Raw genomic sequence first — 19981 nt, 5'->3', positions numbered from 1 at the left:
CCAGCTCCTGCCCGCACCCTTCCCCAGGAGATTTTTAGATCCATCCACCACAATTGCTGATCAATCTAGACCCCAAATCCTTTTACTGGCAGTATTTAATAACGCCCGCCGCCTCCAACGATCGGCTCCACGCACAGACTAAAAATTAAAAATGTATAATTTAACAGGAAATTACATATTTTTATTTTTTAAACTTTAAATTTTGAATTCTAAAAGTAACACTTGCCTAAGTGTCAAAACTATGCGTGAAATTCCAGTTAAAAGTGCCACACTGTTTCAGAACAGCATCACTGAGCTAGAGGAGGCGGAATCAGCCCTCGAACTCGCTTGGAACGAACTCGAAAAACAAACAGCAGAAACCATTGCTCACATTGCCAACCTCGGCTCAGCAAACATACAGGAAATTAGCGATCGCTTTGCCGAGGCTAAGCAACTCCGCCAGCAACTTCAAACTCAAATAAAAAAAGCCAACTCGCGGCGGGAATTTCATCTAGAAAACTCACCAATGGCAGTTGTAGAGTGGGACAAAGAATTTCGGGTAGTGCGGTGGTCGCCAATGGCAGAACAACTATTTGGCTGGAGTGCAACAGAAGTAATCGGCAAATACTGGCACGAATGGTCAATAGTTCATCAAGAAGACTTCGAGGAAGTGTGCGGCGTCACCAATCAACTGTTACACAGCAGAGAAACACGCAACGTTTCCCGCAACCGCAACTATACCAAAGATGGCACAGTAATTTACTGCGAATGGTACAATTCTGCACTAATCGATGAATCGGGAAGAGTAGTTTCAATTCTCTCTTTTGCCAGAGACATAACCGATTTCCACCGCGCTCAAGAAGAACTGCATCGGCGCGAACAAGCTTTCAGCGCCATCGCCGAAAATGCGACCGATATTATCGCCCGGTTCGATCGCAAACTACGCCTCCTTTACATCAACCCAGCAGTAGAATCAACAATTGGAAAACCCGCTGAAAAATTGATTGGCAAAACCAACCAAGAATCAGGAATGCCACCGCACTTGTGCAGCCTGTGGGATGAGGCATTTATGAAAGTTTTTGGTAGTGGCAAACAAGAAACCATAGAATTTGAGTTGCCCACTTCCGATGGTATAAAACATTACCACTGTCGAGTCATTCCCGAGTTTGGTGAAGACAATTCAGTAGAGACAGTTTTATCCATCTCCCGCGACATCACAGAACTAAAACAAGTCGAAGATCAGTTGCGACAAAGCGAATCCAAATTTAAAGCCATAGTTGATTCTAATATGATCGGCTTAATTTTTTGGGATCTTAATGGCCACATTACAGATGCCAACGCGGCGTTTTTAAACACGGTAAACTATACGCGGGACGAGCTGCTTGCCGGAAGAGTTAACTGGCAAGAAATGACACCACCAGAATACGTGAGTTTAGATACAGAAAAAGTTGCCGAACTGAAGGCTAGAAATACGGTTGTTCCCTTTGAAAAAGAATTTATATGCTCCGATGGTAGCCGCGTTCCTGTGCTGCTGGGCAGCACATTTTTAGAAGGAACGAAGCAGTTAGGCGTCAGTTTTGTGTTGGACTTAAGCGAGCGCAAGCAGGCAGAATTGGAACTGCAAAAACATGAGCAACTTTTAGAGAGTATTGTTACAACTATTCCTAACTTTCTCTACATTTACGATGCAGTAGAAAACCAAAATATTTATGCAAATGAATCGCTCACAGCCATACTGGGATACACTCCCCAAGAATTGCAAGATTTAGGTAAAGACGCTTTAGCAAACTTAGTTCATCCCGATGATCTGTTAAAGCTAATTACAGGTATGGAGCGACTAAAACACAGCAGGAATCCCTATGAAACAGATGACAGAGACTACAGAATCAAACACAAAAATGGGGAATGGCGCTGGGTACACGATCGCTCTAAAATTTTCAAAATAACCCCGGACGGACAAATTTTACAATTTATCGGCTCCGTACTCGACATCACCGCTCGCAAACAAGCCGAAGAATCATTAAACCAGCAAAAAGAACTGCTGCAAACTATATTCGACAACGTGCCGATTATGCTGGCATTTTTAGATAAAAACGGTCAAATAAACTGGGTAAACCGTTACTGGGAACAAGTGCTAGGCTGGAGTTTGGCAGAAATCAAAAACCGTGATATCTTGGCAGAATTTTATCCGCAGCCAGAATACCGTCAATATGTTTGGGATGAAATTCAAGCAGCCAATCAGAAGTGGAGCGACTTCAAAACACAAGTTAGAGACGGGCGAATTATCGACACTTCTTGGGCAAATGTTCGTCTTTCAGACGGCAGTTGTATCAGCATTGGTCAAGATATCACCGAACGCAAACGAGTAGAATTTAAACTCAAAGAACTCAACGAAACTTTAGAAGCTCAAGTCGCGCAGCGTACCGCAGAATTAGAGACTTTTTTTGATGCTTTGCCCGATCGCATTTTTGTGGTAGAACGCGCCAATATGCGCCAGCCTTTTGTCAACAAAACAGTTGCCAGGATTTGCGGTTTCAACAGCAGCAAAGAGATGCAGGGCAAAACAGTTTTTGAATGTTTTCCCGCCGAACTCGCTGAACGATTTTGCCAGGAAAATTTGCAGGTATTTGAAACAGGCGAAACTCTGCACTTTCAGGAAAAATTTGTGAGTTCCAGTGGTCATTCCTACTACGATACTTTTAAAATTCCGCTGAGAAATATCGACGGCGAGGTTTATGCTTTAATTGGCACTTCTCGCGATATCACTGAGTTGGTAGAGACAAAACAAGCTTTGTCAGAACGCACAGAGCAATTAGAAGCTGCAAATCAAGAATTAGAATCTTTTTCTTACTCAGTTTCTCACGACTTGCGCGCACCTTTGCGACATATTTCAGGTTTTGTAGAAGCGTTGAAACAGCGGCTAGAATTAACTGAGGCTTTGAGCGATCGCAAAATAGTTCACTATATGGAAGTAATTGAAGACAGCAGCCAAAAAATGAGCCTGTTGATTGACGGTTTGCTCGCCCTGTCGCGGGTGACTCGCACCGAGTTGAGGCAAATTCCGATCGATCTGAGCCGTTTGGTACAAAATGCGATTAAATTGACTAAACCACCAACTGTAGCAGATCCGGCCCAAACTCCCCACAGCGTTGAATTTGCCGTCGGAGATTTGCCGACAGTAATGGGAGATCCAACCTTGCTGCAACAGGTGTTCAGCAACTTGATTAGCAACGCCGTCAAGTTCAGTCGCGGACGCACTCCGGCTACAATAGTTATTGAGGGTTTACCGGATGGGACGATTTTTGTCAAGGATAACGGGGTGGGTTTTCCGATGGAATATGCCGATCGCCTGTTTGGAGCATTTCAGCGGCTGCACTCCCAGAGAGAATTTGAAGGTACGGGCATCGGTTTGGCGATCGTCCAGCGGATTATTCACCGCCACGGCGGCACGGTTTGGGCCGAAAGCCTACCTAGTCAAGGAGCCACCTTTTACTTTAAACTAGGGCAAACAATCTCAAACGGTAGTATAGATTCGTAAGTTAAGTGTATAAGAGTTTTAAATTGATAATTTAAAACTCTTATACACTTAAATAAGTCACAATCGGTGAGATCATCAGAATTTTGGTATGACAGGAATGTTCACTGTCAGGGATGGAAGCGAAAGATATAGGCTAGATGTGCAAGATGCTCGTACTCCTAAAAAAAGCTCTTTAAAAAATTGGGATGATCCCCAATCGGTTCGGTCAGCCCTCGACGGTCGATGCTAAATAAAGGTTTTGAGAGTAGAGTATATAATTGATTTTGCTAAAAATATCGAGATAAAATCAACAACCAAATTCCGTCTAAAAAATTACTAGCAAAAACACGAATAACCAATTGAAAACATCCCCAATACCTTATGTTAGATATAAATCAGACCAACTATCTACTAAAAATGGTAGCGGAATCAACATTAAACTTGTTGATTATCGAAGACATGGCAGAAGATATGGAATTAATAGTGCTCGCCTTAGAAGCGGGGGGGGTAAATTTTAAGTGCGACACGGCCGAAACAGCAACAGAGTGCAGAAAACTGCTCGAAAATTGCAAGTACGATGCTGTACTCTCAGATTACCGCCTCCCCGGCTTCAACGGTTTAGAAGTGTTGAAATTAATGCAGGAATTAGGGCAAGACATACCCTTGATTTTAGTAACGGGAAGTTTGGGAGAAGAAGCTGCCGTAGAGTGCATCAAAGCCGGAATGACGGATTACGTATTAAAAGGGCGACTGTTTAGGTTGCCAACAGTCTTAGAACGATCGCTCCAAGAATACAAAATGCGGCGCCAGCAACAAGAAGCGATCTCCCAAATTCAGCGGCAAGCTCAGCGAGAAGCGATCGTCAACCGCATCCTCCAAGCCATGCGCTTCACCCTTGTACTCGACGAAGTGCTGCAAACCACCGCAGATCAACTGCACGAAGCTCTCGAAATCAGCGCCTGCGCGATCTTGCAGCCAGATGCTGAAGACGGCATCAGAGTTCGCTACATCAGCAAAGCATCCCACAGAGAACGGTTCGTCGGGCTAAATTGCAAAGTGGCCGAGCACTACCGATCGGGACTCGCGGCCGGAGAAACCCTGATTATCGACGATTTATCGACCCTGTGCCCGTCGCTGCAAGAATCAGCACAGTTGGTAGGGTTTCGCTCCGTCGCGATCGCCCCACTGCTCTACCAGCAGTCATTTTTGGGAGGAATTAGCCTCTATCAGTGCGATCGGGCGCGCTCTTGGACCGTCGAAGAACTCTCCCTACTCACAGCCATAGCCGATCAGTGCGCGATCGCGATCCACCAAGCCGAACTCTACCAACAAGCCCAAACCGAACTCGCAGAACGCAAGCGCGCCGAAGCAGCAGTCTGCGGCATCCAGCAGCAGCTAGCCACAATGGCAGCCAACATTCCCGGCTCAGTCTACCGCACTGTGCTGCATCCAGATGGCACAATGTCCATGCCCTACATCAGTCCGGGCGTGCGCGAAGTTACTGGGTTCGGGGCCGAAGAAGTGATTTCGCACCCAGAACTCTTGACCGAAATCATCCATCCAGAGGACAAAAGCTCGTCTGACAGCCGCGTAGCAGCATCGAAAGCGACTCTTTTGCCGTGCGATCGCCAGTACCGCATCGTTCTGAGATCGGGGGAGGTAAAGTGGGTGCAAGACAGCGCTAAATTTTCCAAAAACGAAAACGGCGACGTAATTATAGACGGAGTAGCCCTCGACATCAGCGATCGCAAACAAGCAGAATCAGCCCTCCGCCAAAGCGAACAGCGATTTCGATCGCTGATTGAAAACGCCACAGACATCACGATCATTCTCGACGCCGAAGGAATCTTCCGCTACATCAGCCCTTCCGTCAAGCGAATTTTAGGATACGCGCCCCACCAGGCGATCGGCCGCAGCGCCTTAGAAATAGTTCACCCCGACGACTGCGCCACGATCACCGAAACCCTCCACAAAGCCATTAAAAACCCCAAAAGAAGCCAGTGCCCAGTTGAGTACCGAGTCCGCCACCGCAACGGTTCCTGGTGTTATGTAGAAGCTGTAGCCACCAACTTGCTGTACGATCCCGCAGTCAAGGGAATCGTGATTAACTGTCACGACATCACTCAACGCAAACTCGCCGAAGAACAACTGCTGCACGATGCTTTTCACGACGCCCTCACCGGATTGCCCAACCGATCGCTATTTACCGATCGGCTGGAACACGCTCTGAGGCTGGCAAAACGCCGCAAAGACTACTTGTTTGCCGTACTGTTTCTCGATTTAGATAGATTTAAAGTAGTCAACGATTCCCTCGGCCACGCCATCGGGGATCAACTGCTAGTATCGATCGCGCGGCGTCTGGAAGCTTGTCTGAGGGTCGGAGATACAGTGGCCCGCCTCGGAGGAGACGAGTTTGTGCTGTTGCTAGAAGACATCGAGGGCATCAATGAAGCTACCACCATTGTCAACCGCCTGCAAAAGAAAATCACCTCCCCTCTCCTTCTAGACGGACACGAAGTATTTATCACCGCCAGCATCGGCATAGCTTTGAGTTCTGGCGAATACCTGGAACCGACAACCCTGCTGCGCGACGCTGACACAGCAATGTACCGCGCCAAAGAACTTGGCAGAGCCCGACACGAAGTTTTCAACAGTTCCATGCACGCCCACGCTTTGCGCCTGTTGCAGCTAGAAAACGACCTGCGGCGGGCGATCGAATCAATTAGAGAGCCGGCGAGAGAAGAAGACTTTCCCCCATCCCCCGAATCAGTCTTACCTCCCTTATCCCCAGCGCCCCAGTTTATTATTCACTACCAGCCGATCGTGTCGATCGCCAATAACACAATTACCAGTTTTGAGGCCCTAGTGCGCTGGCAGCATCCAGAACGCGGCTTAGTTTCCCCCGGTGAATTCATCACCATCGCCGAAGAAACCGGCTTGATCGTACCGCTGGGCCGCTGGGTACTTCGCACAGCTTGCCACCAAATCCGCCAGTGGCAGCAGCTATTTCCCAGCAATCCCCCCTTAAGTGTTAGCGTCAACATTTCTGTCAAACAATTTTCTCAGCCAGATTTAATCGAATACATCGACCAAGTTCTCGCAGAAACTCACCTCGACGGCAGCAGTTTAAAACTAGAAATTACCGAAAGCGTACTCATAGAAAATTCCGAATCAGTAACAGCAATGCTGGTGCAGCTCAGAACCCGAAACATACACTTGTGCATTGACGACTTCGGCACCGGGTATTCCTCGCTCTCCTACCTGCACCGCTTCCCCACCAATACCTTAAAAATAGACCGCTCTTTTGTTAGCAGGATGGGAGGTGAGTTCGATTTCAGTAAAGGAGGGATTGATCCGACAGAAATTGTGCGATCGATCGTTACTTTGTCCCACAATTTAGGCATGGATGTAGTAGCCGAAGGAGTCGAAGAAGCCTCGCAACTATCTATACTAAAAGGGTTAAAATGTGAGTATGCCCAGGGATTCTTTTTCTCAAAGGCAGTAGACTCTCAAACAGCAGCAGCCCTAATCCGACAGCAAGCAGAAAATCAGAATTTGCTGACATTTAGTTTGTTAGAGAAAGGCCATTAAAAAAACACGGCATTTTGTGAGTCCCGTTTCAGCATAAAATCTTAAAATATTTTAAAACAGTCCCTAACTGGTGTCAGTTAATAACTACGGCATCCAAATCAATGTCAACGACCCATATCTAAAGATACTGGGCTTCCAGCCTCAGACTTCAACGATAGTTGACCAAATGTGTAGCTGCGTACTACGTTAACGGTAAGAGTTAAAGACCTACCAGGGAGTGCGAAGCTAGTTCCTTGCCAAGCGAAATTTAGGATTAAATAGACTTATTGGGTTAAATCAGTGTCCTAAATATAGTATCGGCCCTTAACTAAGGCGCAAGCTAACATTACCCATCTTATAGGGGCTCCTGATGGAGCGAACATTATGCGATCGCGGGTTGCGAGGTTGGAAGTGGTAATTGTCCCACTGAAAGTACATTACAAAAGTACACTCCCATCTAGCAATCCTCGTGTAATGGAAAGATTCACGGCGGTTCAAACCGCCTAGCCGTTTCCCTCTCAGGTCTAAAGACGCTGAGTTTCCCACTTACGGAATTTTTTTTTTATGACTATTGGCTACCTCGCCCTCGTTCTCCACGCCCACTTGCCCTTTGTCCGCCACCCCGAAAGCGACTACGTTTTAGAAGAAGAATGGCTGTTTGAGGCGATCGCGGAAACCTACATTCCCCTGCTGCAAGTCTTTGAAGGGCTCAAGCGCGACGGCATCGACTTTAAAATTACCATGAGCATGACGCCGCCCTTGGTTGCCATGCTGCGCGACCCCTTGCTGCAAGACCGCTTCGACGACCACTTGGCTAAACTCGAAGAATTAGCGGATCTCGAAATCGAACACAATAGCGGCAACGGCCACCTCCGCTATTTGGCAGAACATTACGCCGCCCATTTCTCTCAAGTCCGCAACTTTTGGGAAAAGTACGATCGAGATTTAGTCAAAGCCTTCAAAGAACACCAAGATACCAACAACCTCGAAATCATCACCTGCGGTGCCACCCACGGCTACCTACCGTTGATGAAAATGTACCCCGAAGCAGTTTGGGCACAAATTCAAGTAGCTTGCGACAACTACGAAGCAAACTTCGGCCGCCGACCAAAAGGCATTTGGCTGCCCGAATGCGCCTACTATGAAGGCTTAGAACGGATGTTAGCCGACGCAGGCCTCCGCTATTTTCTCACAGACGGTCACGGCATCCTCTACGCCCGCCCGCGTCCCCGCTACGGCAGCTACGCCCCAATTTTCACCGAATGCGGAGTCGCAGCCTTCGGCCGGGATCACGAATCCTCGCAGCAGGTTTGGTCTTCCGAAGTCGGCTATCCCGGCGCCGCCGAATACCGCGAATTCTACAAAGATTTGGGCTGGGAAGCTGACTACGATTACATTAAGCCCTACATCATGCCCAACGGTCAGCGGAAAAATACCGGGATTAAATATCACAAAATCACCGGTCGCGGATTGGGTTTAGGCGATAAACAGTTGTACGATCCTTACTGGGCACGGGAAAAAGCAGCCGAACACGCCAGCAACTTTGCTTTTAACCGCGAACGCCAAGTCGAACACCTCAACGGCATTATGCAGCGTCCGCCGATTATTGTTTCGCCTTACGACGCCGAACTTTTCGGTCACTGGTGGTACGAAGGGCCTTGGTTCTTAGATTACCTGTTCCGCAAGAGTTGGTACGACCAAAATACCTACGATATGACGCACTTAGCCGATTATTTGCGGGGAAATCCGACTCAGCAAGTGTGTCGCCCGTCTCAGTCTAGCTGGGGTTTCCGGGGTTTCCACGAATATTGGCTTAACGATACCAATGCTTGGATTTACCCGCACTTGCACAAAGCTGCGGAACGGATGATTGAGTTGGGAAGCATGGAACCTGCGGATGAGTTGCAGTGGCGGGCTTTGAACCAGGCGGCGCGGGAAGTGCTGCTAGCTCAATCTTCTGACTGGGCATTTATCATGCGTACAGGAACGATGGTGCCCTATGCAGTGCGGCGGACTCGATCGCACTTAATGCGCTTTCACAAGCTTTACGATGAAGTGAAAGAAGGGAAAGTTGATTCGGGTTGGTTGGAGAAGGTTGAGGAGATTGATAATATTTTCCCTGAAATTAACTATCGCGTTTATCGATCGCTTTAAGTCTCGTTTCCCGTTTCATCCTGTCCCCCCAGCCCTGCTTAAGGGAGGGACAGGATGTTAATTAAAATTAGGCGTTGCTGAATCAAGGTATGATAAACTTATAATGAGATCGCGGACGCAGAAAATGATTTCTTTGATTTTGATACGGAATTAGAACATCTGCAAATTTTAGATAGTGAATTAGTAATTGAATTGAATATCAAAGTTGTTGTCTAATTTAGAATAACAAGAATTTTTCGTTTATACGCGCTATCCGGGTGCCTTAATCTTGTATTTTTACCCTCAACTTTTATCATATAGCAATCCTTGCAGGAGTTATAAATTTTAGGATTGCTATATTTGTCAAATCTTTATAAGATTAAGACTTGTAACACATTAATATTTCCAATCAATCAAGCGATTATTGGTGTAAAAATATCAATTATTCTTAATAATTGCCAAAAGATATGGGCTTAATATAAACAGAAATTAATAATTGTAATCTTTGTTTAAATATTGTTAGATAAGTTAATACTGCGTGTTAGTAAAACTACTTAACTAAGCGGTCTAAATAATTTAAAATTATAGTGAAAAGAGCAGCCATTACAGCAGTTAACGTTACACAAGCTTTACAATAGGATGAAATCTAAGTATTTTAACGGCAAAAAATGGCGACAAACATGGGACGATATTTGCACGTACTGAAATTGTTCTGGGGTGCGGCGATCGCAGCGGAACTAGAATACCGAATCAACTTTGTCCTCGCGGCTATCAGCAGCCTCGGCAATCTTGCGGGCAGCTTGTTTGGGCTGTTTTTGTTCTACCGTACGGGTTACACGTTTTCTGGGTGGAAATGGGAAGAGGCCTTAGTTGTACTCGGTATTTTCACGATTTTGCAGGGGTTTTCGTCAACCTTTCTCGCACCTAATCTCAGCCGTATTGTCGATCGAGTCCAGCAAGGTACTCTCGATTTCGTACTCCTCAAACCCATCAGTTCCCAATTCTGGCTATCTGCAAACACAGTGTCGCCTTGGGGAATGCCAGATTTAATCTTGGGCACCGTATTGCTGCTGTATGCTGCCAACAAATTGGGAGTAGCAATCGGCAACTATTTTTTAACAGCAATACCGCTGTTCTTCGGAACTATTACTCTTTACAGTATATGGTTTATGTTAGGGGCAACCAGCATTTGGTTTGTCAAAATTTACAATGTTACCGAAGTTCTCGAAGGATTGTTAGAAGCGGGTAGATTTCCAATGGCAGCTTATCCTGCAGCTTATCGATTTTTCTTCACTTTCGTAGTTCCCGTTGCCTTCTTGACGACTGTGCCTGCAGAAGCCATGCTGGGTAGAGGTGAAATCGTTTGGATCGCAGGGGCGGGAATATTGGCGATCGGGCTGTTATTTTTCTCCCGCTATTTCTGGCAATTTGCCCTCCGCTTTTACACCAGCGCTTCCAGCTAGTTAAGTCGGTAGGTAAGCTGCTGCACATCTAGATTGTCTATTATGTTTGAGAGGGAGAGGATTTGACACCGGGTAATAGGGAATTGAAATGTACATTTTCAAGGCAAAACAGCTTATCTAAAAATATTTTTTCTATTTACTTAGATAGTTAAATAAATTTAAGATTTCAACCTATCCTTGAAATGTAAACTGGAAATAAACCACGCAAACGAAGGAAAACCAATGAAAAGAAAAAAACTGGGTAACAGTAATTTTACTATCAGCGCGATCGGTCTTGGAGGTATGCCAATGTCCTTAAGCGGCCGGCCGCCAGAAGATCAATCAATTGCGGTAATTCACCGCGCCCTCGATTTGGGTGTCACCCTAATTGACACCGCAGATTCCTACTGCCAAGATCAATCCGACAAACACCACAACGAACACCTGATTGCCAAAGCTTTGGAACAGTACAGCGGAGATGTTAGGGCCGTTACTGTGGCTACTAAAGGCGGATTAATGCGGCCTCAAGGTGCTTGGACGCGCAACGGCAACCCCCACCATTTACGCAAGACAATTCGCGAAAGTTTTGAAGCATTGGGTGGCAAGGAACCGATCGACCTTTGGCAATATCACTCACCCGATCCCGCTTATACCATCGAAGCAGCCCTAGCACCCGCAAAAGAAGCAGTAGAAGCAGGAATGATTCGATTTATTGGAGTTTCCAACTTTTCTGTAGAGCAGATCAAACGCGCCCGCGATACAGTAGAAATTGTCTCAGTTCAGAATCAATATAATCCTTGGCACCGACAGCCAGAATCAGACGGCGTGCTGGAATATTGCGAAACCGAAAAACTGACATTTTTTCCTTGGAGCCCTTTAGGAGGAAGCCGCCGCGCCACAAGCTTGCAAGATATGCCCGCGATCGCCAAATTAGCCGCAGAAAAAAACGTTTCAGTTTACTGTATAGTATTAGCTTGGTTGATGGCCCAATCCCCCTGCATCGTTCCGATTCCCGGTGCGACCAAAGTATCGAGTATTGAAGACTCTGTGCGGGCGCTCGAAGTTAAATTGACTGACGAGGAATTGCAACAAATTGCCGTAAGTTAAGTATATAAGGGCAAAAAAAACAATAGAACAGGCAAGATGCCTGTTCCACAAAGAGAACTTAATTGTGGGGTGGGTTGAAAAACCCGCCCTTGAAAGTGGGATTTAATGAGTAAAGTTGACATTTTTTGAGGAATTTAATTTAATGGAAGCTAATCAAATGAATGCAGATCGAGACGTAGCAATTGAACATCAAAACGTACCAGTCGCCCATGAAGGACTGCACAACTTTTTATACAGTTCCGACTCAGAACACAGCGCAGCAGCCGCTATTTCTGAATTAGAAAATGACGGCACGCAAGTAATGTCGATTGATACGTGGCGCGATTTGGCAACTAACGCGAAAGTCGCCGGCGTTTACGCTGTAATGGACACTTCCCGCAACACTCAGTTTATAGGTTATTCGCGAAATATCCTGCTTTCAATCAACGGTCACATCGCCCAAAATGGCGTTGAAAATTGTGCTTTCCTGCGCGTGCAAACTTTCAAATTCCCGAAGCGGGAAGAAATGGAAAGTTTGCGGGATGCTTGGATAGCAGAAATTGGCAGCATTCCACCTGGAAACGGTGCGGAAAGCGAAATGTGGGCGGCTACGGTAGGCCAAGCAGCGCGCGCTGCTATGTCTGCGGAAGAACAAAAAGCTTATGAGGAAAAGAAGCTGAAATTGCGGAAAGCAATGGCAGATTCCACTCTTACCAAAGAGTTAGAAACAGCCGCCAAAAGTGATGGCGAACAGGCTAAGGATTTGGAAGCGGCTGTTAATAATGATGACTGGAGTGCTGTGATTCACTCGCAAACCCAGGAAACAAAATCCGGTTCCTAAATCGGAAAAATGTTTGTAATTCTGAGATGTTGTACTATTTTTAGAACGGGCAAGATGCCCGTTCCACAATACATTAAGTTTATTGTGGGGAGTAGGGTTGGGCTTATAGCCCGCCCAAAAAACTCAATCTTAATCATCAACAACTGATCGGGATTAATGACTAACTTTCCGTTCAGTAACTAAAGTCAAACTTACCCATTCACCCCGATCGTTGTAACTCCGAATCATCCGAAACCGCAAGTCAGGTTCTACCAACCAACCGGCCTCGAAAAATATAGGTTTTCTGGATTCAATTTTGACAGGTAAAGTACAAGAACCGCCGTCAGGAAGCAGCACAACTTGCACGGGCAAAGCACCTTCGTTAAAGTGCAGAACTGAACCGTCAATGCTGGCGCTAGAACTGATAACAGTAGCATTACTGCCAAAAGTAATTTTCTGCTGTAGGCGATCGGCTCCATCCAAATGCAATTGTAAATTGGTAGAATAGGAATCAGGAGAACGCCAATCTGGATACATTGTCACGGCCTCGCCCTGCCACTCTCCCAGCAAATCTTCAACAGTTAAAGGCGGACGTTCGGGGACATTTTTATCAAGCTGCTTTTCCCGAATTAAGGTAAGTTTGGATAAATTGCCGTCGGTATTGTATATCATAGGGAAGCGCAACCGGCGATAATTGTAGATAAAACCCAACTCGGCACCGCACTCAGAAAAAGGCGCTAGTTGAATAGTACCCTGAGAAAAAGCTCCATTCTCAAAAAATAGGGTATCTCGTCCCAAAGCTTGAAATTCTCTAATAAGTTCGTTGACTTCCGGTTCGCCGACACCGCTAGGATTTGGGTAAAACCGACGGAGATTCAATCGCACAGTTTTGTTGTCATTGAAACCTTCGAGAGAAATAATGCTAGGAATATCTTGAAGTACCTCTCCTCGCGGCGATAGCTGAGTGAAGGAACCGTGCCATTCTCCCAAGTTTTGCAGAAAGTTTTCCCATTGTGATACCATGTTTTTACCTTTGGATATATGTTTAAAAATAGAATTATAACTCTGCTGACGGATTTTGGATTAAGCGATGTTTATGTGGGAGTGATGAAAGGTGCGATCGCCCAAATTAACCCGCAGTTAAAAGTCATTGACATTACGCACCAAATACCATCTCAAAATATTGCAGCGGCGAGGTTTTGTTTGATGACTGCTTTTGCTTATTTTCCGCCGGAAACCGTACATATTGCTGTCGTCGATCCGGGGGTGGGAAGCAAGAGACGCCCTGTTGCGATTAAATGTGCTAATTGCTGGCTTGTGGGGCCGGATAACGGGTTGTTTAGCGGGGTGTTGAGTCGGGAAAGTGCGATCGCATCTGTCGAGCTCACGAATTCCCTATACTGGCGCACACCTCAACCCAGCAGCACTTTTCACGGTCGCGATATTTTTGCAGCAGCGGGCGCTCACTTGGCGAACGGGGTGGCATTGGAAGAGTTGGGAGGGGCGATCGACCCTGCAAGTTTAGTGCAGTTAGAGATACCAAATTGTGCCGTTACTGCCACAGGTGCAGCAGGCTGCATTCAATATGTCGATCGCTTTGGCAATCTAATTACTAATATCCCCAATAATTGCATTATAGGTAACAATTGGTCATTGACAATTAGCAATAGTTGTGATCCAATTCGCATCCCCAGCGGTAAAACCTACAGCGACAGCGAACCGGGCGATTTAATTGCCATAAATGGTTCTGACGGTTGGCTAGAAATTGCCGTTAATCGCGGCAGCGCTCAATCAGTATTGCAGCTAGAATTTGGAGATAAAGTACAAATAATTTACAGATAGAACTCGTAATCCGCTTTCATCTCATTCTATATTTCTCTGCAAAATCAACCATTGTTTGGCGGTATTCGCTCATGTTAAAAAAAAGATCTCCATTATTGTGCTTAGCATTAGGAACAAGTAAAATTTGCTTAGGTTCAGGAGAAGCAGCATACAACTTTTTACTCATCCCACTGGGAATCAAAGGGTCAGCAGTCCCGTGGGCGAACAAAACCGGAATTCGCAGCAATTTAACCTTCGCCAAAGAATCAAATTTTTGCGTCAGCAGCAGCCGCAGCGGAAACAGCCGCATCATACTGTAGCGTTCTACCATATCCAGCATTGAAGTGAACGAACTTTGAACAATTAATCCCGCAGCTTCCGGATGTGCGATCGCTAATTCCACAGCAACAGCACCTCCCATCGAATGACCGTACAAAAAGATTTCTCTGGGTGATAATTGCCGCTGCTTAACTAAATAATTATAAGCAATTTCAGCATCTTCATATACTTGTGATTCCTTCGGGAAACTGCCTTGACTGCGGCCGTAACCTCGGTAATCAATCAGCAATACAGAAAAACCCAATTGCCGAAAGCGGTAAGATTGATTGATATTCGCACCGATGTTCAAACCCCTGCCGTGCAGGTACAATAGAGTTCCTAATGATTGTCGATTTGCGGCGGGCAGCCACCAACCGTGAAGTTTTTCAATTTTGGGCGATCGACCCTTAATTGGCAACCAAACTTCTTGGTAAGGAATGTTAAAAGCATCCGGTGTTTTGGCGATTGTAGGTGTTGGCTGAAAGATCAAACGAGTTTGCAGAAAAAACAAGAGTATACAGGAAGCAATGTAGGCGATCGCCAAAATTTTCACTAAAGACGATAGCCCTCTCAAAAAAGTTTTTTTTGTCTTGTTTAGCTTGCTCATTTTTGGCATTGCTACTTCTTAACAGCAAGTCTCAGAAACCCGGTTTATTTAATAAACCGGGTTTCTCATGTTTATCCAGATACTACGAAATTAACCAATTTTCCAGGCACTACAATTACCTTTTTAATCTCCTTACCTTCAAGGTGACGCTTGGCCAATTCCGACTCGCGAGCAAACTTTTCTAAAGCAGCTTTATCAGCACCCGAAGGAACTTGAATTGTGCCGCGAGTCTTGCCCATAACTTGAATTACCAGCGTAATTTCATCGGTAACTAATGCAGATGGATCGACACTCGGCCAAGTTTGCGTATGCACCGATTCACTGTTACCAGTATTGTGCCACAATTCATCAGCAATATGCGGCGCAAAAGGCGCTAACAATCGAATCAAAGTGTTAATTCCTTCTGCATAAACTGGCGAATCTTTAAATTTAGCATCATTCAAAGCATTGCTGAGCTTCATCATTTCCGAAACAGCAGTATTGAACTGATAATCACCCTCCAAATCGTCGCTAACTTCCTTAATTGCAGTGTGAATTGCCCGCCGCAAATCCTTCTCAGGTTTACTTAATTCAGCATTCTCTCCTGCTTGAGCGGGGGTGGCAGGGACTCGTCCAGCAAACTCTGTAACCACGCGCCAAACGCGATTTAAAAAGCGAAATTGCCCTTCCACATCGGCGTCGTCCCACTCCAAATCCTTCTCTGGCGGCGCTTTGAATAAAATAAACATCCGCGCCGTATCTACCCCATATTTGCCCATAACTTCCAAGGGGTCAACACCATTGTATTTTGATTTGGACATCTTCTCGTAGAAGACTTCCAAAGCTTCGCCAGTTTGAGGATCTTTGGGATTTGCGGGGTCTATATCTGCTGGGGGAACGTATTTGCCAGTAACAGGATTTTTATAGGCCATTGCTTGCACCATGCCTTGAGTTAACAGGCGTTTAAATGGTTCGTCACAATTGATCAAACCCCGATCGCGCAAAACCTTGGTAAAGAACCGCGAATACAGTAAGTGCAAGATTGCGTGTTCGATGCCGCCCACATATTGGTCTACGGGCATCCAATCGTTGGTCTTCGCCGTATCGAAGACTTGCTCTTGATTTTGAGCATCGGGATAGCGCAAGAAATACCACGATGAATCGATAAAAGTATCCATCGTATCTGTTTCTCGCTTCGCCGCAGTGCCGCAACTCGGACAAGGAACGTTTACCCATTCTTCCATCTTTGCCAAGGGCGAACCTTTGCCTGTAAATTCTACATTTTCCGGCAACAAGACGGGCAAATCCGATGCGGGTACGGGTACTGTGCCGCAGGTGGGACAGTGAATTACGGGAATCGGAGCGCCCCAATAACGCTGTCTAGAAATTAACCAATCTCTCAAGCGGTATTGGATTCGGGCTTTGCCATAACCTGCATTTTCGGCATGGTGAATAATCGCTGCTTTGCCTTTAATTGAATCCATGCCGTTGAAGCTTTCGGAATTAATCATAATTCCGGGTTCTGTGTAAGCTTCCGTCAGCGGAACTTCATCATCATCCACAATTACTACTTTAATTGGCAGTTGATATTGATTGGCAAATTTGAAATCTCGCGTGTCGTGGGCGGGGACTCCCATAACTGCGCCGGTGCCGTATTCGTACAGCACATAATCGGCAATCCAAATGGGAATTTCTTCGCCGTTGAAAGGATTGATTGCTTTGCCGCCTGTGGGGATGCCGCGCTTTGGTTTGTCTTCCGCTGTGCGATCGATCTCGCTTTGGGCGGCGACTTCTTTGATGAAGGTTTCTACGGCAGCTTTTCTGTCTGCGGTTGTCACGCGCTGAGTTAGTGGATGTTCCGGCGCTAAAACCAGGTAACTGACGCCGTAAACTGTGTCGGGACGTGTGGTGAAAACGGCGATTTTTTCATCCATTCCGACAATCGGAAATTCTAAGTAAGCGCCGACTGATTTGCCGATCCAGTTGGCTTGCATTAATTTGACTCTTTCTGGCCAATCTGGCAATTTGTCTAAGTCGTTTAATAACTGTTCGGCGTAATCGGTAATTTTGAGGAACCACTGCCGCAATAATTTGCGCTCGACTTTGGCACCGGAACGCCAGGAACGACCTTCGTTATCTACTTGTTCGTTTGCTAAGACTGTTTGGTCTATTGGGTCCCAATTAACTGCCGCTTCTTTTTGATATGCTAATCCTGCTTCTAAAAATTGCAAGAAAATCCATTGAGTCCACCGATAATAATCGGGAGAACAAGTTGTAACTTCTTTTGTCCAGTCGAAAGAAATACCCAGCCGGCGAAATAAGCCTTTCATTTGGGCAATGTTTTGATAAGTCCATTGTGCGGGGGGAATTCCTCGCTCGATGGCTGCATTTTCTGCGGGTAAACCAAAAGCGTCCCATCCCATCGGATTCAATACCCGATAGCCTTGCATTCGCTTGAGTCTGGCAATTACATCGATGATTGTGTAGTTGCGGACGTGGCCCATGTGCAAGTTTCCCGACGGGTAGGGGAACATGGATAAGGCATAAAATTTAGGCTTTTGGGTATCTTCTGGCATCTGGTCTAAGTTTTGCTCAGCCCATGTCTGCTGCCATTTTTCTTCTATGGATTGGGGGTTATATCTGGAATCCACAACAATTGCTCCGTGTAGGATTTACTAATGTTTGCTTCAGTATTTTTACACATTCAAGGGGCCTCGATTAGGATTTTTCTGAGCTCCAAGGATTTTGGCTCTAATCTCTGTATTATACATTGTAGTATATGTAATTTGAGCTGGGGGCGATCGACCAAATATCGCCGTTCGCCCTGAAAAAAGTAAATAACTGCAATCCCCAGAAACCCGATTTCTTTGACAAACCGGGTTTATTCTCCTAGTTCGAGCTTAGATGCTATCAGGATCGATATTCAATTCGCGCAGTTTGGCGGCTAAACGTTCCGCTTTTTGAGCTTCTTTTTCGGCACGCTGCGAGGCTTCTTCGGCACGCTGAAATTCTTGTTCGGCGCGCCGTCGCTCTAATAGCCGCTCTGCATTTATTTCGGAATAGGAAAGAAACTTTTCTCCATCAGGGCGATAGATTTCTAACCCTTCTTCTGGTAACTCAAACCGAACTCCCAGTCTGGGACTTATCCATCCCTCCATCGGTTCAATTGGTTCTAAGATTCCTTCAATTCTTTGCCAACCTTCTAACTGATTTTTTTCTGGATCGTAAAGGTAATACTCCTCGACTCCATAACGATAGTAAAATGAAAGTTTCTTGTTCATTTTTGTGTTACTATCGTTGTGGGAGCGAATTTCAAAGACGACTTGGGGAGCAATATTATCTTCGCGAAATTGTATGTAGGAACGTCGCTCGCCTTTTGGTCTACCAAATATCACCATCGTATCCGGCGCTTGAGAAATATCTGGTCTACCTTCAACCGGATACCAAAGTAAATCGGCGGCTACAAACACGTTGGGATCATCTTCAAACAGCGATTCGCAACCTTCTTTGATTGTGACAATTAATTTGTATTGTATTGTGCTATCTGCCATCGGTTGACCGTCGCTGGATGGATAAATAAGTTCTTCGGTTGTGACTTGCATAGTGGTTGTCTCCGAGAAGTATCTGAGCTTAATTAGACTATTGTTTGAAGGAACTATTAGAGCCGAAAATGACATTGCCATTTCCCTAATAACAGAATATTCAAAATAGCGTGCAGCGACGCTTCAAAGCTGCTTGCAAAAGAGTGTTGTACAGTTTTTCCTTAACAGTATAAGCGCCGAATCTTTCCAAGTGCGGGTTGTTCATTTGAGCATCGAAAAGCAGATAAGATCGATCGCGCAATCTCTCCACCAACTTCACCATCGCCACCTTAGAACCCTCGGGAATTCGGTAAAACATCGACTCCCCAATAAACGCACCGCCGATCGACAATCCGAGAATACCACCCGCCAATTCGTCCCCGCACCAAGTCTCGAAGCTGTAAGCCCAACCGGCCTCATACAAACCCCAGTAAATCTTCTTGAGCTCCTTAGAAATCCAAGTCGTTTCGCGATCGGCACAACCCTCAACCACCGCGCCAAAATCGCGGTTCACAGCCACCGAAAATCGATTTTGATTGATTTGGCGACGCAGGGATTTCGGATAGGTAAATCTTTCATCCAGGGGAATCAGCGCCCGCTGCCGGCTGGAATACCACCCCAAACTTTCCTCGCCCTCATTTGCCATCAAGAAATAGCCTTGCGCGTATCCTTGTATAATTGTCGGTATATCATATTGCATATATTTATCAGTTGTCATTTCTCAGTTAACTTTTCAAAGTCAACATTAGCAATTAGGAATAATCATGTCTGAAATCATTGAACCTATTACCTTACCGCCCGCCAAAAACCCCGAACAAGAAGGCCAATGGCTCCAACAAACGCTGCTGGCATGGCTAGACTCCGAGTTTATCCCAGAAGCAGCCAACCAGCAAATAGCTAAAAGAGCTGCCCAAATCTATGTCCGCCAGCGCATGGAAGGCGAAAATGACGTGGGCAGCCTCGTAATTGCGATCGTCACCGAAATGCAGGCTTATGATTTTTCTAAAAGCTTCTACGGCGAATTTGCGATCGCCAATGCCGTCAGCGACTTGTTACTCGAAAGTCTCGGCATCGATAAATGCTGTGGCCAGTGAAGCAAGAAGGAGGAAAATTTAACTCATAAGTCTG

13 protein-coding genes are annotated in these 19981 nt (G+C 45.9%); 8 read left to right on the top strand and 5 right to left on the bottom strand.

What is annotated here, in order from left to right:
• Positions 1 to 241: 241 nt before the first annotated feature.
• The 6 genes from QUA83_RS04755 (at position 242) to QUA83_RS04730 (ending at position 12568) form a co-directional block, all read left to right on the top strand.
• Positions 242 to 3517, top strand: a complete 3276-nt coding sequence (locus QUA83_RS04755) for a PAS domain S-box protein (RefSeq protein WP_333291881.1) — start codon at positions 242 to 244, stop codon at positions 3515 to 3517.
• Positions 3518 to 3877: 360 nt separating this feature from the next.
• Positions 3878 to 7087, top strand: coding sequence for an EAL domain-containing protein (locus tag QUA83_RS04750; protein WP_333291880.1), 3210 nt, complete (start codon positions 3878 to 3880; stop codon positions 7085 to 7087).
• A 543-nt stretch (positions 7088 to 7630) separates the two neighbouring features.
• The gene (locus tag QUA83_RS04745) at positions 7631 to 9220 is read left to right on the top strand and encodes a glycoside hydrolase family 57 protein (RefSeq protein ID WP_015175045.1); all 1590 of its coding nucleotides are present in this window, start codon (positions 7631 to 7633) and stop codon (positions 9218 to 9220) included.
• A gap of 647 nt (positions 9221 to 9867) precedes the next feature.
• Positions 9868 to 10662 (top strand): ABC transporter permease, encoded by a 795-nt coding sequence (locus tag QUA83_RS04740; protein ID WP_445301761.1) that lies wholly within the window; start codon positions 9868 to 9870, stop codon positions 10660 to 10662.
• A 222-nt stretch (positions 10663 to 10884) separates the two neighbouring features.
• Positions 10885 to 11748, top strand: coding sequence for an aldo/keto reductase (locus tag QUA83_RS04735; RefSeq protein ID WP_333291879.1), 864 nt, complete (start codon positions 10885 to 10887; stop codon positions 11746 to 11748).
• 142 nt (positions 11749 to 11890) lie between these two features.
• Positions 11891 to 12568 (top strand): GIY-YIG nuclease family protein, encoded by a 678-nt coding sequence (locus tag QUA83_RS04730; RefSeq protein WP_333291878.1) that lies wholly within the window; start codon positions 11891 to 11893, stop codon positions 12566 to 12568.
• Between the two features lie 153 nt (positions 12569 to 12721).
• On the opposite strand, the gene QUA83_RS04725 is transcribed toward QUA83_RS04730, so the two are convergent.
• Positions 12722 to 13570 (bottom strand): DUF3598 family protein, encoded by an 849-nt coding sequence (locus QUA83_RS04725; protein ID WP_333291877.1) that lies wholly within the window; start codon positions 13568 to 13570, stop codon positions 12722 to 12724.
• A gap of 18 nt (positions 13571 to 13588) precedes the next feature.
• On the opposite strand from QUA83_RS04725, the gene QUA83_RS04720 reads away from it, so the two are divergent.
• Positions 13589 to 14389 carry an SAM-dependent chlorinase/fluorinase gene (locus QUA83_RS04720; RefSeq protein WP_333291876.1) on the top strand — a complete coding sequence of 267 codons (801 nt, stop codon included), beginning with the start codon at positions 13589 to 13591 and terminating at the stop codon, positions 14387 to 14389.
• Between the two features lie 16 nt (positions 14390 to 14405).
• On the opposite strand, the gene QUA83_RS04715 is transcribed toward QUA83_RS04720, so the two are convergent.
• The 4 genes from QUA83_RS04715 to aat form a co-directional block, all read right to left on the bottom strand.
• A complete protein-coding gene (locus QUA83_RS04715; RefSeq protein ID WP_333291875.1) occupies positions 14406 to 15293 on the bottom strand; it encodes an alpha/beta fold hydrolase in 888 nt (295 codons plus the stop codon).
• A gap of 71 nt (positions 15294 to 15364) precedes the next feature.
• A complete protein-coding gene (gene leuS, locus QUA83_RS04710; RefSeq protein WP_333291874.1) occupies positions 15365 to 17923 on the bottom strand; it encodes a leucine--tRNA ligase in 2559 nt (852 codons plus the stop codon).
• 249 nt (positions 17924 to 18172) lie between these two features.
• A complete protein-coding gene (locus QUA83_RS04705; protein ID WP_333291873.1) occupies positions 18173 to 18874 on the bottom strand; it encodes a Uma2 family endonuclease in 702 nt (233 codons plus the stop codon).
• Between the two features lie 100 nt (positions 18875 to 18974).
• Complete coding sequence (gene aat / locus QUA83_RS04700) at positions 18975 to 19571, bottom strand: leucyl/phenylalanyl-tRNA--protein transferase (RefSeq protein WP_445301760.1); 597 nt, start codon at positions 19569 to 19571, stop codon at positions 18975 to 18977.
• 46 nt (positions 19572 to 19617) lie between these two features.
• On the opposite strand from aat, the gene QUA83_RS04695 reads away from it, so the two are divergent.
• Entirely contained in the window at positions 19618 to 19947 is a 330-nt protein-coding gene (locus QUA83_RS04695; RefSeq protein WP_332980099.1) for a hypothetical protein, read from the top strand.
• Positions 19948 to 19981: the final 34 nt, after the last annotated feature.

The organism is Microcoleus sp. K1-B1, from assembly GCF_036704705.1.
Taxonomy (GTDB): Bacteria; Cyanobacteriota; Cyanobacteriia; order Cyanobacteriales; family Microcoleaceae; genus Microcoleus.
The sequence above is the reverse complement of the archived record's forward strand: the minus strand, read 5'-3'. Positions and strand labels throughout refer to the sequence as shown.

Bases quoted from the DNA above. Each gene is read 5' to 3' on its own strand.
- QUA83_RS04730 (WP_333291878.1), top strand. From the start codon at position 11,891: ATGGAAGCTAATCAAATGAATGCAGATCGAGACGTAGCAATTGAACAT.
- QUA83_RS04735 (WP_333291879.1), top strand. From the start codon at position 10,885: ATGAAAAGAAAAAAACTGGGTAACAGTAATTTTACTATCAGCGCGATC.
- QUA83_RS04715 (WP_333291875.1), bottom strand. From the start codon at position 15,293: ATGAGCAAGCTAAACAAGACAAAAAAAACTTTTTTGAGAGGGCTATCG.
- QUA83_RS04705 (WP_333291873.1), bottom strand. From the start codon at position 18,874: ATGCAAGTCACAACCGAAGAACTTATTTATCCATCCAGCGACGGTCAA.
- QUA83_RS04695 (WP_332980099.1), top strand. From the start codon at position 19,618: ATGTCTGAAATCATTGAACCTATTACCTTACCGCCCGCCAAAAACCCC.
- QUA83_RS04740 (WP_445301761.1), top strand. From the start codon at position 9,868: ATGGCGACAAACATGGGACGATATTTGCACGTACTGAAATTGTTCTGG.
- aat (WP_445301760.1), bottom strand. From the start codon at position 19,571: ATGACAACTGATAAATATATGCAATATGATATACCGACAATTATACAA.
- QUA83_RS04725 (WP_333291877.1), bottom strand. From the start codon at position 13,570: ATGGTATCACAATGGGAAAACTTTCTGCAAAACTTGGGAGAATGGCAC.
- QUA83_RS04750 (WP_333291880.1), top strand. From the start codon at position 3,878: ATGTTAGATATAAATCAGACCAACTATCTACTAAAAATGGTAGCGGAA.
- QUA83_RS04720 (WP_333291876.1), top strand. From the start codon at position 13,589: ATGTTTAAAAATAGAATTATAACTCTGCTGACGGATTTTGGATTAAGC.
- QUA83_RS04745 (WP_015175045.1), top strand. From the start codon at position 7,631: ATGACTATTGGCTACCTCGCCCTCGTTCTCCACGCCCACTTGCCCTTT.
- QUA83_RS04755 (WP_333291881.1), top strand. From the start codon at position 242: ATGCGTGAAATTCCAGTTAAAAGTGCCACACTGTTTCAGAACAGCATC.